Source organism: Pseudohongiella sp. SYSU M77423 (assembly GCF_029911965.1).
Classification (GTDB): Bacteria; Pseudomonadota; Gammaproteobacteria; order Pseudomonadales; family Pseudohongiellaceae; genus Pseudohongiella.
In genome coordinates this window covers 25,700-40,429 of record NZ_JARYTH010000009.1, presented here as the reverse complement: position 1 = coordinate 40,429, position 14,730 = coordinate 25,700, and the positions used below count along the sequence as shown (strand labels likewise).

The window sequence follows — 14,730 nt, the reverse complement described above, 5'->3', positions numbered from 1 at the left end:
AAACAATCGGGTTAAGTTGCAAAGCCTGTAGCGCGCACGAGACTTGAGGTCAGATCGGGCAACTCTGCCAGCTTTTGCTGCCAGTTCCGGGCATGGCTGTGTAGCGCCGGAAGGTGGGGGCGCAGATCATGCCACAAATTTTCAATTCCGTCACCACAATTCCATCGAAAATTCAGCGCCTGCCAGCAGGCCAGCGCTGCTGCCTCTGCCCCTGATTTGGCCGGGCCTGCCTCACCAGCGTAGAGGGACTGAAAAGCCTGCAGTTTGTCCAGATGCACGCCATCATCCTGCGGGTAGATGTGCCACAGCAAGGGTTTGCCGGCCCACTGGGCGCGGACGAAGGAGTCTTCGCCGCGAACGATGTTGATGTCGCAGATGCTCAGCAGCCGGTCATAGTCCGCCTGGCTGACAAAGGGGTGAACAATAAACTGGATGTTGCCGTGGGACAGGCATTCGCCAGGTGCCGGTTCGCTGGATAGGCCAAGCTCGCTGGCCAGCTGATTCGCCAGTTTGCCGGTCGGGATAATACAAACCGCAGGTTCCGCATCCTGAATGAGGGCTTCGACAAGGTTTGCCAGCGAGTTACCCGAGTAACAGAATAGTGATAGCCACAATGGGGGGGTGCTGTCCAGGCCGTAGGCATTGCTGAGCTTGTCACGCAGAACGTCCTGCTCGTTCTGCCAGGTCTGATGTTGCGTAATCAGTGGGCGCTCGCGAAGCAGGCCGCCGGTGTTGTCAGTAAATCCGGGCAGGAAAAACTGTTTTTGCAGTGTGACTGTCTGATCGGCGCCCTGAATGGTCTGTGGAGAAGGCAGTCCATGCAATTCCGCAACCCAGTGTTCGGCACTGAGATATTCGAGATTGATCCAGCAGGGGTGAGGTTGTTGCGCAGCCATGCTCCGCAGGGTCGTTTCCGGCAGCTCACAACCAAACATTTCGACAATGACCGCCGCCTGGGCTGCTTCGACACATGACTGTTCATCTTCTGGCCAGTGACGAATGCAGACGCCCTGCAATTGCAGTGCCTGGGACGCGATATCGGGTTCACTGCCCAGCAGCGGATCAAGAAAACGCATCGCCGCTCGCCAGTCATCAACCCACAGCGTAACGACAAACCCATGTTCAGTTGCCAACTGCTGGCATAACCGCCAGCTCACGCCAATATCACCAAAATTGTCGATGATGCGGCAGAACACGGACCAGCATGTCCTGGAAGAAAGATGTGACACTGTATTAACCAGCCTGTGTTGTCTGACACGAACCTGCAGTACGCAAATATTGGCACTCCTGATTCCTATTGACAATGCCGCCCGACCAGCCAGTAACTGACGGTGGTCGCCACAATTGCCCGTCTGCGTTTATACTTGCCGGCAAATTTACTGAGGAGTATAGGGGCATGCTGGCGGTTATTGGCGGGAGTGGGCTAAATTCCCTGACAGGGTTGCGGGAGCTTCGCCGCGAACAGGTGTCGACACCCTATCAACAGGTACCGGTCTCTGTATCAGTGGCAACACTGGAAAATGGCAGGGAGCTGGTGTTTCTTCCCCGACATGGTGAAGGCCATGTGCTGCCACCGCACAGAATCAACTACAGGGCAAATATATTCGCCCTGCATAAGTTGAATGTGTCAGGCGTCATTGCCGTTAACGCGGTGGGTGGTATCTCGGAAAAAATGGCGCCAGGTGTTATTGTACTTCCCGACCAGATCATTGATTACACATGGGGTCGTGATCATACCTTTTTTGACGGCGATCAGACGGGTCTGCTGTCACCCGACCAGTTTACGTCGACGGTAGCGCATATTGATTTTACCCGACCCTATGACGACGACCTGCAGACACTGATTCTGCATGCTGCGGGCAAGCTGCGCCTGTCAGCAATCGCCGGTGGTGTTTACGGCGCCACCCAGGGGCCACGACTGGAGACCCCGGCAGAAGTCAGGCGCCTTGCACAGGATGGTTGTGATCTGGTGGGAATGACCGGCATGCCGGAAGCGGCGCTGGCCAGAGAAATCGGCCTGCCGTACGCGTGCCTGGCGCTGTCAGTCAACTGGGCAGCAGGGATTACGGATGAAGTCATTACCATGGACGGGATTCGGCAGGTACTTTCCGAGGGGATGGATCGTATCCAGCAAATCGTTCTGGCTGTTGCTGCAGAAAACTGACACTGCCTGTCAAACGAAAAAGGGGGCTGCTCAGAACTGCGGATTCGCCAACGAAACGGCCGGCGGCACTTCGTAAGGAAACACCTGAACCAGAATGCCTACCACCGGATGATCCAGATAGTGAAATTCATTGCTTCGCATGTCGCGTGAACTTTGCACCGGGATACGGCGGGTGATGTTCTCACCGGCAAACTGATTAAACCAGAGAGCCGATTCCAGCACGACACGTGTCTCATTGCGATTGAAGAAAAGCCTCAGGCTGCCCTGCAGTTCATGCGCGGTTTCACCAAACTGCCGACCACCATTGATGATGATGGGCGTTGCACGACTGGCCTGCGTCATCGGCTGACGCCAGGCGGCATGATAAAGCACTCTGTATCCCGACGCGCGTTCCAGTGCCTGATTGGTCTGCCGGAAATCGTGCTGTTCAACGGGTAATTGCAGAAACGCGTCACGGCTAAGGTCAGGCAGGCGAAATGCTTCATCCGCATTTCGCTGCTGTACCGGTGCTTCCGCACCTTCGCTGTTCGCCAGCGCCAATGGCGCATCGGCCAGCTGGTCCCAGTCTGTCAGTGTAAGCACGTCCAGCATGGATGACAGGGCGCGGGCGTTCCCCGGCACAGCAAAGTACGCTTCTTCCTGCAGCCAGTTCTCCTCATCAAAATTGCCAGTTTCGTGCAGGAACAGCGTCACTTCCACTTGATACCAGCGTTCACCACTCTGCGCGATTGAGTCAGAGGGTGATGCCAGCAATGCAAGGGTCAGCAAGGCCATTGTCATAATTGGCAGTCGTAATAAGTTTAATGCGTGAGACATGCGTCGGGATCCAGATGCAGGTGCCGTAACGTAGAATTCGGTATTCTTGCGCAGGGCCCTGGCGGAGTCAATGTAAAGCGCCGGGCCAGGGTCAATCGGGCAGGACAGCGCTGCGGTGAGCTGTTAAGCTCCGATAGCAGTGCCCGAACATAAAACGGAGAACAACATGGACGCACTTGCACAGAGCCTGCAGGCCCTGTCCGGATTCCTGTGGGGAATGCCGCTGATTTTCCTGGTCGTGGGTGGTGGACTGTTCTTTGCCTTTTACAGTCGGTTTCAACCCTACCGTTATTTTGGCCACGCGATTGCCATCCTGCGCGGCAAATACGACAAAGACGATGATCCTGGTGACCTGAGCCATGCCCAGGCACTGGCAGCCGCGCTGTCCGGAACGCTGGGTATGGGCAACATCGCCGGTGTGGCCCTGGCCATTGGTATCGGTGGACCTGGCGCCGTGTTCTGGATGTGGGTGACGGCAGTGGTCGGTGTGGCTACCAAGTTTTTCACCTGCACACTGGCTGTCATGTATCGCGGACCCGACAGCAACGGCCACATTCAGGGTGGTCCCATGTACGTCATTCGCGAGGGGCTGGGGCCGCGCTGGCGCTGGCTGGCGGTGATGTTCGCACTGGCCGGGCTGTTCGGAACACTGCCTTCGGTGCAGATCAATCAGTTGACCCAGGTGGTGCGTGAGATGGTCTTTGTGCCCGCAGGGCTGGTCGATCCAGCTGAGCCTTTTGTCTTCAATCTTGTGTTTGGGCTGCTTGCCGCAGCACTGGTCGGCGGTGTGATTTTTGGTGGTATTCAGCGTGTGGGTTACACGGCTGTGCGCCTTGTGCCGGCCATGGTTCTGCTTTACATGAGCATGACCTTGCTGGTGCTGGTCGCCAATATCACTGAGCTGCCGCGTTACCTGCTGCTGATTGTCACCGACGCTTTCAGTGCGGCATCGGTTGGCGGTGGTCTGGTCGGCGTCATCACCATTGGTGTAATGCGTGGCGCGTTCTCCAATGAGGCGGGTATTGGTACTGAATCAATGGCGCACGGCGCAGCCAAGACCACAGAACCTGTGCGGGAGGGGCTGGTCGCCATGATGGGGCCGGTGATCGATACACTGATTGTCTGCACCTGCACTGCGCTGGTGATATTGCTGACCGGTGTCTGGGAAAGTGGTGATGCCGACGGCGTCAGTCTGACTGCGATGGCATTTGCCGAAGTGCTGCCAGGTAGACTGGGTGCCTATGTGGTTTCGTTTGTTGTGTTGATATTCGCATCCAGCACCATGTTCACATTCTGGTATTACGGCGCCAAGTGTCTTGGTTTCCTGATTGGTGCCCAGCATCAGCATCACTACCGCTACTTCTACATACTGCTTGTGGTGCTTGGCGCCATCGCGCCACTGGAGGCAGTCTTCGGGCTGATTGACAGTGCCTATGCCTTGATGGCGATACCGACCATGGTCTCCACCTTCATTCTGGCACCCAGGGTAATGGCGGCCGCACGCACTTACTTCGCGGGTATGAACAAAGACGCTGATCAGCAATCCGACCGCTCGGCATAGGTAATCAGCGGAGCAGGGCTCAGCGTTTATCGGCGCTGAGCCGCAGCTGATCCAGTGTCTTGTTGATGAACTCAATGCGCGCGGCAGCTTTTTCCTGGCCATGCGTGAATCCCAGCTGAGTTGGGCCGGACATTTTGTAGATGCGGCTTTGTTTCTGGATCAGCTGAACGATTGATAAGGGGTCGACTTTGGTGTGCTGGCCAAACACAATGCGGCCGGTCTGGGCGCTGGCGTCGATCTTGCTTATACCATAAGCCTCGGCACGTAATTTCAGCTGTGTCACCGACAACAGAATCTTTACCGGCTCCGGCAGCAGACCAAAGCGGTCGATCATTTCGATCTGCAGATCCCGCAGCTCATCATCATCCTCAGCGCCGGCAATACGCTTGTACATAATCAGCCGGGTATGGATGTCCGGCAAGTAGTCGTCCGGAATCAGTGCCGGGACGCGCAGATTGATTTCACTGCCACTTTGCAACACCAGATCAATATTGGGCGTGCGTCCTTCCCGCATGGCCTTGACGGCTTCGTCCAGCATTTCGGTGTACAGTGTAAAACCAATCTTCTGCATATGGCCGGTCTGTTCTTCGCCCAGTATTTCACCCGCACCACGTATCTCCAGATCGTGACTGGCCAGTGTAAAACCGGCGCCCAGCGTGCTGGCCGCGATGATGGCTTCCAGGCGTTTCTGGGCGTCGGTGCTCAGAGCCTTGGGAGGCGGCGTCAACAGATAGGCGTAGGCCTGGTGGTGTGATCGTCCGACGCGGCCACGCAACTGATGCAGCTGTGCGAGGCCCAATTTGTCTGCACGGTCAATAATGATGGTGTTGGCATTGGGTATGTCGATGCCGGTTTCGATGATGGTCGAACAAACCAGAATATTGTGCCGCTTGTGGTAAAAGTCGGCCATGATGCTTTCCAGTTCGCGCTCGGGCAACTGGCCGTGAGCCACAGACACACGCGCTTCTGGCACCAGTTCACGCAGCTGCTCTGCGGTACGCTCGATAGTTTTCACTTCGTTGTGCAGGTAAAAGACCTGGCCGCCTCGCAAAAGCTCACGCAGAATGGCTTCCTTGACCAGACTGTCCTGGTGTTCGCGCACAAAGGTTTTAACTGACAGGCGTTTGGCGGGTGGCGTTACTATCAACGACAGATCCCGTACGCCCGACATGGCCAGGTTCAGTGTGCGCGGGATGGGTGTTGCCGTCATGGTCAGTATGTCGACCTCTGCGCGCAGAGCCTTGATGCGCTCTTTTTGCTGAACACCAAATCGATGTTCTTCGTCGATGATGAGCAGGCCCAGATCTTTATACTTGATCGAGTTCTGTAAGAGCTTGTGGGTGCCAACGATTATGTCGGCCTTGCCATCGGCGATGCGTTTCAGGGTCTCTTCCTGTTGCTTGCCGCTGCGAAATCGTGAGATCAGTTCAATGGTGACAGGCCAGTCGGCAAAGCGGTCGCGGAAACTTTCAAAATGCTGCTGTGCAAGCAGAGTAGTGGGGACAAGCATCACCACCTGTTTGTTGTTCTGTACCGCAATAAAGGCGGCGCGCATGGCAACTTCTGTTTTACCAAAACCCACATCACCGCAAACCAGCCGATCCATGGCGCGTGCCGATTGCATGTCTGCAATCACACCGTTGATGGCATCCAGCTGATCTGGCGTTTCTTCAAACGGGAAGGTGTCGGCAAATTGCTGGTAGTCGATATCATCAACCCGGTAGGGGAAGCCTTTTTTGGACTCGCGTTTGGCGTAGATATCCAACAATTCAGCGGCAGCGTCGCGAATCTTTTCAGCCGCCTTGCGCTTGTTTTTCTGCCAGGTGTCGCTGCCCAGTGTATCCAGTGGTGCCAGCTCCGGATCAGTGCCGCCGTAGCGACTGATCAGGTGCAGGTTGGCGACAGGCACATACAGCTTGGCGGCGTTGGCATATTCCAGTGTCAGGAACTCAGTCTGCTCATTTTCAATGGTCAGGTTCTGCAGGCCCACATAGCGGCCAACACCATGATCGAGATGCACAACCGCCGCGCCCGGACGCAGCTCGGTCAGACTCTTGATAATAAAATCGGTGTTGTCCTGCGCTTTACGCTGACGTCGACGGCGCTGAGCGATCTTGCGGCCCAGCAGCTGCGTCTCGGTGATCATGATGAGCTGCTGATCCGGCAGGATCAGGCCTTTGTCCAGCGAGGCGACGGTAATCGCGGGCGATATCTGACTGTCGGCGAATGCCTGCCAGCCGTCTACCTCCTGAACTGGCAGCGGAATAGTGCGCAGCAGTTCGGTCAAGACCTCGCGTCGGCCAGCTGTTTCGGCACAGAACAGCACTCTGTGACTGGGATGATCAGCCAGAAAGTGTTGCAGCGCCTGCATCGGGTGGGATGCCTGAGGGTTATTGTCCAATTCAGGAAACATCGACGGGGCGGCCGCTTCCAGCGTTATGGTGGCGAATGGCTTGATGTGCCGGAATACTTCCTCTGGTGTCAGAAACACCTCTGCCGGCGACAGAACCGGGCGCTGCCGGTCGTAACGTCTATCCTCATAGCGCGTTTCGATATCCTGCCAGAAGCGTTGCGCAGGCTGCTCAAGCTGGCGACTGCGGACAATGACAGATTGCTCGGGCAGGTAGTCAAACAGGTCGCTGAGCGTGTCGAAGAACAATGGCAGATAATATTCGGCACCAGTCGCCGCGATGCCGTCACTGATGTCCTGATAAAGACTGCAGTTGCGGGTATCGACGTCGAAGGTTTCGCGAAAGCGCTTGCGGAACTGGGTGCGGCCAGCTTCGTTTAACGGAAACTCTTTGCCCGGCAGCACCCGCACGTCGTCCACTTTGTCCAGAGACAATTGTGTCTCCGGGTCAAAAACCCGAAGTGACTCTATCTCATCGTCGAACAGGTCAATCCGGTAGGGATGTTTGCTGCCCATCGGAAAAATATCCAGGATGGCACCGCGCACCGCAAACTCACCGTGTTCGTAAACCGAGTCCACGTGCTGGTAGCCGGCAGCTATCAGCCGCTCACGCAGCGATTCGGTATCCAGCGTCTCGCCTGTTTTCACCATCAGACTGTTGCCCAGCACGTATTCGGCTGGCGGCAGTCGGTGCATCACACTGTTGATCGGCACGATGACAATGCCGGCGCGCATCGCAGGCAAATGATAGAGCGCGCTCAATCGTTCGGAGACGATATCCTGATGCGGCGAGAAGCTGTCGTAGGGCAGCGTCTCCCAGTCTGGGAAGGTATAGATTGGCAGTGCGGCATCACTGCCCGCAAAAAATACCAGCTCGCGGCGCAACTGCTCGGCTTCTTCACTGCTGTTGGTCAGCATCACCAGGGGTGCTGAGCGCTGCTTTGCCAGCTCGCGGGCGGCATGCACCAGAGCCAGCGACAACTGGCTGTCTGACAGGTCACGCCACTGCAGGGAATGGGCAATATCTGGGATGGGTGGATTACGAACCGGAGTTGGAGCCATGTGAGTCAGGTTGGATAGCTGTGGGCGACTTTATCGCGCGATTGATGGGGGCGTATTCTGGCATAGTCCGGATAAAGTTGCACCGACGCGCCAATCACAAGATAATATGCGCCCTCACACTTTACTCAATCCACATGACAGACAGGTAACTTACGTGAACCGACCCAGCCCGGATGACTATTTCAGCGATTGGAAAGCAAGGGAAGCCCTGGCCCAGGAGATGATTCCTGTGGTGGGGCGGCTGTACAGTGAGCGCAATGTTGGTGTGTTCATATACGGTCGTCCGCTGCACAACCGCTCTGTGACCAATATCATGAAGTCACATCGATTTGTGCGTCAGGTAGGCCGCAATGAAATGTCAGAATTTGAAGCCCATCCCGTGCTGATGGCACTGGCCAAGCTGGATCTGTGGCATTGCCAGATCGACCTCGGCAAGCTCACGGTCAAATATATGGAGCTTCAGCAGGCCAACAAGGCGCCATCCGTGGATGAGTACGTCGCTGCCGAACTGGGTTCGCTGGTAGGTGACAAGACCCCACCGAGCAAAAAGTCCCAGGATGTAGTGCTTTACGGTTTTGGCCGTATTGGTCGTCTGATCGCGCGCCTGATGATTGAGCGCACCAGCACCGGTGAAGTGATGCGACTGCGCGCGGTCGTGGTCAGACCTGGCAAGGAAGGGGATCTGATCAAGCGCGCCAGTCTGTTCACTTCTGACTCGGTGCACGGCACATTCCAGGGCACAGTCCGGATCGATGAAGAGAATAACTGCCTGATCTGCAACGGCAACAAGGTTCAGTTTATCTACGCCAGCAACCCGGATGAGATCGACTACACGCAGTACGGCATCGATGATGCGCTGATTATCGACAATACGGGCAGCTGGCGCGACGAGGCCGGCCTGTCGCGACACCTCAAATCAAAGGGTGCCAGCAAGGTCATGTTGACGGCGCCGGGCAAGGGCAACCTCAAGAACATCGTTTACGGTATCAACGACCGGCAGATCACGCCTGATGACAAGATCATCACGGCGGCATCGTGCACGACCAACGCCATTGCACCAGTGCTCAAGGTTCTGAATGACGAGTTTGGTGTGGTCAGTGGTCACGTGGAAACTGTCCACGCCTATACCAATGACCAGAACCTGATTGACAACTATCACTCAGGCAACCGTCGTGGCCGCAGTGCGGCGCTGAACATGGTTTTGACCGAAACTGGGGCCGCCAAGGCCGTGGTTAAAGCCGTGCCAGAGCTGGCAGGAAAATTGACCGGCAATGCTGTGCGCGTGCCGGTCCCAAATGTGTCAATGGCCATCCTGATGCTGAACCTGGAAAAGAACACGACCAAGGAAGAGATTAACGAATTCCTGCGTCTGCTGGCGCTGCACTCACCCCTGCAGAACCAGATCAGCTACACGCAGGATCCGGATGCTGTTTCCAGTGACTTTGTCGGCACCCGAGAGGCCGCTATTGTCGACTCCACCGCCACAATTGTGGAAGGTAACCGCTGTGTCCTGTATCTGTGGTATGACAATGAGTTTGGCTACTGCAATCAGGTCGTTCGCATGGTCTACCGAATGGCGGGCGTCAACTACCGGACCTATCCGGTAGAGGGCTGATCGCTACAGGGGGCGGGGCAGCTGCTCCGCCCCCTGTATTGCACTCCGTTTGTCGTGCGTTGACGTCATTCTGTCCGGCGGCGCGACCTGAGTTCTACAACTGAATCTCTTCATAAAAATTCAAAAACCGGTGGCAAATCAGGCTGCTTATCTCTATAATTGTGCGCGTTTTCACGGCGCCAGCCGATACCAGGCTGCCACACCGGGTTGCCAGCGCTGACCAGCCTGGGCGTCATGTCCAGAATCACGATCCAGCCAGCTTGAAGGCGCAAGATCGACAGTGCAGGTAACATCTCTCAAAAGCGGCGCGAGGCCGCAGTGGTGCTGTAAGCGTACGCTGAATCAGAATGGCGTGAAATACGTAACAAACAAACGTTTATCCTGAAATCTAAGACTAGGCCTGATGAATGATCAGAATTAAGCGCGGTTTGGACCTACCCATCAGTGGCGCTCCTGAGCAGACAATCGCAGAAGGCCGGGCCGTGCGCTCGGTAGCGATTCTGGGGAGAGACTACGTGGGCATGAAGCCCACCATGGAAGTCAGCGAGGGCGACAAAGTGCGCCTCGGTCAGCTACTTTTCACAGACAAGAAAACTGAAGGCGTAAAATACACCGCGCCTGGCACAGGCACTGTGCGCGCCATTAATCGTGGTGAGAAGCGCGTGTTTCTGTCCCTGGTTATCGATCTGGATGACGATGAGTCAGAACAGGAAACGTTTGCCAGCTACAGCGATGCCGATATCGCTTCACTGGACCGCGACAAAATCGTCGAGAATCTGGTTGAGTCAGGCCTCTGGACTACCTTGCGCACGCGCCCTTTCAGCCGTGTGCCCAGCCCCGAGCAGACACCGGCCGCCATATTCGTCAATCTGATGGACAGCAATCCGCTGGCCATGGATCCGGAGCTGGTGGCCCGCGAGCACTCTCAGGATCTGGTGCGAGGTGTCAATCTGTTGGCACGGCTGACCCAGCGCAATGTTTATCTTTGTCGCCGGGCAGGCAGCTTCCAGGGCCTGGAAAATGAAGCCTTTGCCAGCAATGTGTCTGTCAATGATTTCGCCGGTCCGCATCCTTCCGGTTTGACTGGAACGCATATCCACTTCCTGGATCCGGTCAGTCTTAACAAATGGGTCTGGACTGCAGGCTTTCAGGACGTCATCGCCTATGGCAAGCTGTTTGCCACCGGCAAAATCTGGAACGAGCGCGTAGTGGCGCTGGGTGGTCCGCAGGTCAAGCAGCCGCGTCTGCTGCGCACCCGTGTTGGCGCCAACCTGAACGAACTGCTGGCCGACGAGCTGCATGACGGTGAGAACCGGGTAGTGTCCGGTTCGGTGCTTGCCGGTCGCAAGGTCGCAGATCCTGAAAACTTTCTGGGCCGCTACCATCAGCAGATTACTGTGTTGAAAGAAGGCCGCGAGCGTCCGCTGTTTGGTTACCTGTCGCCAGGTACCAATCGCCACTCGAACCTGGGCATCTATCTGACCAGTCTGTTCAAGGGCAAAAAGCTGGACATGACCACAACTACCAATGGTAGTGAACGCGCAATGGTGCCAGTCGGGTCCTATGAAACAATAATGCCCCTGGATATTCTGCCGACACAATTACTGCGCTCGCTGATCGTCGGAGACATCGAAACTGCCATGAGTCTCGGCGCACTGGAACTGGACGAAGAGGACCTGGCACTGTGCACCTACGTGTGTCCGGGTAAATACGAATATGGTCCGATTCTGCGTAGCAACCTTACGCGTATCGAAAAAGAGACTTGATGGAAAGCTGAAACATGAGTCTGCGTAAAATTTTAGATGATCTGGCGCCTCATTTCGAAAAAGGCGGCAAATACGAAAAGATGTACCCGCTGTATGAAGCGGTGGACACCATCTTTTATTCCCCCAGCAAGGTGACCGTGTCCGGTTCGCATGTGCGCGATGGTATTGACCTCAAGCGCATCATGATCACCGTCTGGTTTGCTACGTTCCCTGCCATGTTCTACGGTATGTACAACGTGGGATACCAGGCGAACATGGCGATGGCCAGCATGGGTATCGAGTCAGTCGAAGGCTGGCGTGGCGCGCTGATTGGCCTGCTGGCCGGGCATGACCCGAGCAGCATCTGGGACAACTTCTGGCACGGCGCTGCCTACTTCCTACCCATCTACGCCACAGTGTTTATTGTGGGTGGTTTCTGGGAAGTGCTTTTTGCTGTCAAGCGGGGGCACGAGATCAACGAAGGTTTCTTCGTTACCTCCATCCTGTTCTCATTGATCGTGCCGCCGACACTGCCACTGTGGCAGGCCGCACTGGGTATCAGTTTTGGTATCATTCTTGGTAAGGAAGTGTTTGGTGGTACTGGCAAGAACTTCCTGAACCCGGCGCTCACAGGTCGTGCCTTCCTTTACTTTGCTTACGCACCGCAAATCTCCGGTGACTCCGTATGGACAGCGGTAGATGGTTTCAGTGGCGCGACTGCGCTGAGTCAGGTTGCGTCTAACGGTCTGCCGGCAATGATGGCGGCGACCGGCGAACAGCTGACCTGGCTGGATGCATTCTTCGGTCGCATGCAGGGATCCGTGGGCGAAGTGTCGACCCTGGCTATCCTGATCGGTGCAGCCATTCTGCTGATTACCCGCATCGCCTCATGGCGCATCATCTCGGGTGTTTTCCTGGGCATGGTGATTTTCTCGACCTTCCTGAACCTGGTAGGCTCTGATACCAACCCGGCGTTCGCAACGCCCTGGTACTGGCACCTGGTGCTGGGTGGTTTCGCCTTCGGTATGGTGTTCATGGCGACTGATCCGGTTTCCGCATCGATGACCAATACCGGCAAATGGATATTCGGCATACTGATTGGCATGCTGACGGTCATGATCCGGGTTCTCAACCCGGCCTATCCTGAGGGCATCATGCTGGCTATCCTGTTTGCTAACCTGTGTGCTCCGCTGATCGACTACTTTGTCGTGAAAGCCAATATCAAACGGAGGATCGCTCGCAATGTCGTCTAACATCAACTCCGTTGCCAATACCATCAAGGTGGCTCTGGGCCTCTGTGTGGTCTGCTCCATCGTGATCTCCAGTGCGGCTGTCATGCTGAAACCCATGCAGACGGCCAACGAACTGCTGGATCGCAACAAGAATATTCTGATTGCGGCTGGCATGTTTGACCCCGAGGTGCACAGCAACGCCGACGTGGATGCCATGTTTGAGCAGTTCACACCGCGACTGGTCGATCTGGATGAAGGTCGCTACCTGACCGAGGAAGAGCAGCAGCAGCTCGGCATTGATCCACAAACTTACGATCAGCAGACAGCACGCAATGATCCGAGCATGTCGATAGCACTCAGTGGTGCTGACGATGTTGCTTCCATTCGTCGTCGGGCTGACTACGCAACGGTCTACGTGATACAGAACGAGACAGGCGGTTATGAGAGCGTTGTGATTCCGGTCAGCGGCTACGGTCTGTGGGGCATCATGTACGGATATCTGGCGCTGGAAAGCGACGGCAACACCATTCGCGGTATCGGTTTCTACGACCACCAGGAAACACCCGGTCTGGGCGGCGAGATCAGCAACCCGCGCTGGCAGGCCCAGTGGCCTGGCAAGGAAGTGTATGGCGACGATGGTGATGTTGCTTTCCAGGTAGTTAAAGGCGGTGGTTCTGGCGAAAGCCAGGTCGATGCGCTTTCTGGCGCGACGCTCACCAGCCGTGGTGTAGAAAACATGATGCGATTCTGGCTGGGGGAGAACGGTTTCGGGCCCTATCTGGATAACGAAGTACGGGGCTGACGAGGTTTATTATGGCAACGGCAAGCACTAAAACGATTCTGATCAAACCGATCTTCATGGATAACCCGATTGCGCTGCAGATCCTCGGGGTCTGTTCGGCGCTGGCGGTTACCACGAGTCTGCAGGTAACGCTGGTCATGTGTGTGGCGCTGACCACCGTGACAGCATTCTCCAACCTGTTTATCTCGATGATCCGCAACTACATGCCCAGCAGCATCCGGATCATCATTCAGATGACCATCATTGCCTCGCTGGTAATTCTGGTGGACCAGGTCCTGAAGGCTTACGCCTTTGAGATCAGCAAGCAGCTCAGCGTGTTTGTGGGTCTGATCATCACCAACTGTATCGTCATGGGCCGGGCGGAAGCCTTCGCCATGAAGAACCCGCCCATACCGTCATTCATGGATGGTATCGGTAACGGCCTGGGTTACAGTGTGGTGCTGATTGTGGTGGGTACGCTGCGCGAGCTGTTCGGATCGGGCACCCTGCTGGGTATCACCATCCTGCCAACAGTGGCCAATGGCGGCTGGTATCAGCCCAACGGTCTGATGCTGCTTGCGCCAAGCGCCTTCTTCATCATTGCCTTTTTCATCTGGATACTGCGTAACAAGTACGATGAGCAGGTTGAGAAGAACGAATTCGAAATGAAGCCGCACACCATCGAGAAGGGGGCCCACTAATGGAACATTATCTGAGCCTTTTCATCAGTGCCGTTTTTGTCGAAAACATGGCATTGATGCTGTTCCTGGGGATGTGTACCTTCCTGGCGGTATCCAAAAAGGTGGATACAGCGATCGGTCTCGGTATCGCCGTTATAGTAGTGCAGACCATCACGGTACCGGTCAACAACCTGATCTATAATTACCTGCTCAAAGACGGCGCGCTGGCCTGGGCTGGCATGCCTGATGTGGATCTGAGCTTCCTGGGTTTCCTGTGTTACATCGGTGTGATTGCAGCGATGGTGCAGATTCTGGAGATGTTCCTGGACAAGTTTGTCCCGGCGCTCTACAACGCACTGGGTGTATTCCTGCCTCTGATCACTGTGAACTGTGCGATTCTGGGTGCCTCACTGTTCATGGTAGAGCGTAGCTACACCTTCCCGGAGAGTCTGGCCTACGGTGTAGGTGCGGGCGCAGGCTGGGCACTGGCCATCGTGCTGCTGGCAGCCATCCGCGAAAAAATGAAGTATAGCGACGTGCCAGCCGGTCTACGTGGACTGGGTATCACGTTCATGACCACTGGTCTGATGTCGCTTGGCTTTATGTCCTTCAGCGGTCTGACACTTTAACCGACGTTAATTCACCACTTTGAAGTGAGAAGGTT

The 14,730-nt window shown here is 55.9% G+C and carries 11 protein-coding genes; 8 read left to right on the top strand and 3 right to left on the bottom strand.

The window, feature by feature from the left end; genetic code table 11:
- Positions 1 to 11: 11 nt before the first annotated feature.
- Positions 12 to 1,196: an elongation factor P maturation arginine rhamnosyltransferase EarP gene (gene earP, locus QGM61_RS14910; RefSeq protein ID WP_281133461.1), complete on the bottom strand. Its 1,185-nt coding sequence runs from the start codon at positions 1,194 to 1,196 to the stop codon at positions 12 to 14.
- A gap of 200 nt (positions 1,197 to 1,396) precedes the next feature.
- Between earP and QGM61_RS14905 the strand changes: the two genes are divergently transcribed.
- Positions 1,397 to 2,164, top strand: a complete 768-nt coding sequence (locus tag QGM61_RS14905; RefSeq protein WP_237134437.1) for an S-methyl-5'-thioinosine phosphorylase — start codon at positions 1,397 to 1,399, stop codon at positions 2,162 to 2,164.
- Between the two features lie 30 nt (positions 2,165 to 2,194).
- On the opposite strand, the gene QGM61_RS14900 is transcribed toward QGM61_RS14905, so the two are convergent.
- Positions 2,195 to 2,980, bottom strand: a complete 786-nt coding sequence (locus QGM61_RS14900) for a CsiV family protein (protein WP_281133460.1) — start codon at positions 2,978 to 2,980, stop codon at positions 2,195 to 2,197.
- A gap of 166 nt (positions 2,981 to 3,146) precedes the next feature.
- Here QGM61_RS14900 and QGM61_RS14895 point away from each other — a divergent pair, with 166 nt between their 5' ends.
- Positions 3,147 to 4,541 (top strand): alanine/glycine:cation symporter family protein, encoded by a 1,395-nt coding sequence (locus tag QGM61_RS14895; RefSeq protein ID WP_237134435.1) that lies wholly within the window; start codon positions 3,147 to 3,149, stop codon positions 4,539 to 4,541.
- A 19-nt stretch (positions 4,542 to 4,560) separates the two neighbouring features.
- On the opposite strand, the gene mfd is transcribed toward QGM61_RS14895, so the two are convergent.
- Positions 4,561 to 8,013, bottom strand: a complete 3,453-nt coding sequence (gene mfd / locus QGM61_RS14890) for a transcription-repair coupling factor (protein WP_281133459.1) — start codon at positions 8,011 to 8,013, stop codon at positions 4,561 to 4,563.
- Positions 8,014 to 8,167: 154 nt separating this feature from the next.
- On the opposite strand from mfd, the gene QGM61_RS14885 reads away from it, so the two are divergent.
- The 6 genes from QGM61_RS14885 (at position 8,168) to nqrE (ending at position 14,695) form a co-directional block, all read left to right on the top strand.
- Positions 8,168 to 9,628, top strand: a complete 1,461-nt coding sequence (locus tag QGM61_RS14885) for a glyceraldehyde-3-phosphate dehydrogenase (RefSeq protein ID WP_317622202.1) — start codon at positions 8,168 to 8,170, stop codon at positions 9,626 to 9,628.
- Positions 9,629 to 10,035: 407 nt separating this feature from the next.
- A complete protein-coding gene (locus QGM61_RS14880) occupies positions 10,036 to 11,394 on the top strand; it encodes a Na(+)-translocating NADH-quinone reductase subunit A (RefSeq protein ID WP_281133457.1) in 1,359 nt (452 codons plus the stop codon).
- 14 nt (positions 11,395 to 11,408) lie between these two features.
- Positions 11,409 to 12,626, top strand: coding sequence for an NADH:ubiquinone reductase (Na(+)-transporting) subunit B (locus tag QGM61_RS14875; RefSeq protein ID WP_281133456.1), 1,218 nt, complete (start codon positions 11,409 to 11,411; stop codon positions 12,624 to 12,626).
- The gene (locus QGM61_RS14870) at positions 12,616 to 13,407 is read left to right on the top strand and encodes a Na(+)-translocating NADH-quinone reductase subunit C (protein WP_237134430.1); all 792 of its coding nucleotides are present in this window, start codon (positions 12,616 to 12,618) and stop codon (positions 13,405 to 13,407) included. Before QGM61_RS14875 ends, QGM61_RS14870 begins: the two co-directional genes overlap by 11 nt.
- Before the next feature lie 11 nt (positions 13,408 to 13,418).
- Positions 13,419 to 14,087 carry an NADH:ubiquinone reductase (Na(+)-transporting) subunit D gene (locus QGM61_RS14865; protein ID WP_237134429.1) on the top strand — a complete coding sequence of 223 codons (669 nt, stop codon included), beginning with the start codon at positions 13,419 to 13,421 and terminating at the stop codon, positions 14,085 to 14,087.
- Complete coding sequence (gene nqrE, locus QGM61_RS14860) at positions 14,087 to 14,695, top strand: NADH:ubiquinone reductase (Na(+)-transporting) subunit E (RefSeq protein ID WP_237134428.1); 609 nt, start codon at positions 14,087 to 14,089, stop codon at positions 14,693 to 14,695. The genes QGM61_RS14865 and nqrE overlap by 1 nt, the downstream gene beginning before the upstream one ends.
- The last annotated feature ends 35 nt before the right edge of the window (positions 14,696 to 14,730 follow it).

Bases quoted from the DNA above. Each gene is read 5' to 3' on its own strand.
- QGM61_RS14905 (WP_237134437.1), top strand. From the start codon at position 1,397: ATGCTGGCGGTTATTGGCGGGAGTGGGCTAAATTCCCTGACAGGGTTG.
- QGM61_RS14900 (WP_281133460.1), bottom strand. From the start codon at position 2,980: ATGTCTCACGCATTAAACTTATTACGACTGCCAATTATGACAATGGCC.
- QGM61_RS14895 (WP_237134435.1), top strand. From the start codon at position 3,147: ATGGACGCACTTGCACAGAGCCTGCAGGCCCTGTCCGGATTCCTGTGG.
- mfd (WP_281133459.1), bottom strand. From the start codon at position 8,013: ATGGCTCCAACTCCGGTTCGTAATCCACCCATCCCAGATATTGCCCAT.
- QGM61_RS14880 (WP_281133457.1), top strand. From the start codon at position 10,036: ATGATCAGAATTAAGCGCGGTTTGGACCTACCCATCAGTGGCGCTCCT.
- QGM61_RS14875 (WP_281133456.1), top strand. From the start codon at position 11,409: ATGAGTCTGCGTAAAATTTTAGATGATCTGGCGCCTCATTTCGAAAAA.
- QGM61_RS14870 (WP_237134430.1), top strand. From the start codon at position 12,616: ATGTCGTCTAACATCAACTCCGTTGCCAATACCATCAAGGTGGCTCTG.
- QGM61_RS14865 (WP_237134429.1), top strand. From the start codon at position 13,419: ATGGCAACGGCAAGCACTAAAACGATTCTGATCAAACCGATCTTCATG.
- nqrE (WP_237134428.1), top strand. From the start codon at position 14,087: ATGGAACATTATCTGAGCCTTTTCATCAGTGCCGTTTTTGTCGAAAAC.